1 protein-coding gene and 1 pseudogene are annotated in these 724 nt (G+C 38.7%); both read right to left on the bottom strand.

Going from position 1 to position 724, the window contains the following annotated elements; all coding sequences use genetic code 11:
- Nucleotides 1-293 (bottom strand): annotated as a pseudogene (locus tag RVS70_RS21645) (two-component sensor histidine kinase); the annotation flags it as partial.
- On the bottom strand, nucleotides 290-724 hold a 435-nt coding region (locus tag RVS70_RS21640; protein ID WP_321134782.1), incomplete at its 5' end, for a response regulator transcription factor. The gene RVS70_RS21640 and the pseudogene RVS70_RS21645, both read right to left, overlap by 4 nt.

Genomic DNA, 724 nt, shown 5'->3' with positions numbered 1-724 from the left:
GGCACCTTCTGATCACTCGCCAGATGCCGAATGGTATGATGTAATAGATTGATTTTATGCAGCAGAGAATGAATCGACTTCGAAAATAAAAAAGCTAACAATAAGAGTGATAACAAAAATACAATGAGCATTGCCGGATACGCAAACGACCTATGAAAAGGCGTACCGTGATTCATTGATTTAAACATGTTTTCATAAATGACAGACATCAAAATACTAACCGCCAGCAATAGCACCGGGACACTAATGACAGCCGTACATAATAACAACATATATTTTGTCTTTAACTTCATTTCTTCACAACGGTATTCAGCCTATACCCTTCTCCATATATATTTTCAATAATCTCACCCGCTTGATCGTTGATTTTGGCTCTTATTTTTTTAATGTGCACATTGACGATATTCGGGTTTCTGTCTTCGAGCTGCCATAGATATTCAAAGAAATGATCCTTTGTCAGGGTGCTGTCCCTATTTTCATATAAGTAAAAGAAAATTTTCCGCTCAATCGCAGTAAACAACANCTCATCATGCAGGCTTTCATTGAACACTTTTTTGGTTTCAGCATCAATATACAAGTGCTTGATTTGCGTAAAGGTCCCATAATGATGCTCAAGCATATTCTGCATTCTTAACAGCAGCTCTCTCGGATCAAAGGGCTTCACCATATAATCCTCGCCGATTTTCAACCCTTGGAGCTTACTGTCCATGTCATTGCGGGCCGA

Source organism: Virgibacillus sp. M23 (genome assembly GCF_034190895.1).
Lineage (GTDB): Bacteria > Bacillota > Bacilli > Bacillales > Amphibacillaceae > Virgibacillus > Virgibacillus salarius.
This window is presented reverse-complemented; position numbering and strand designations above follow the sequence as displayed.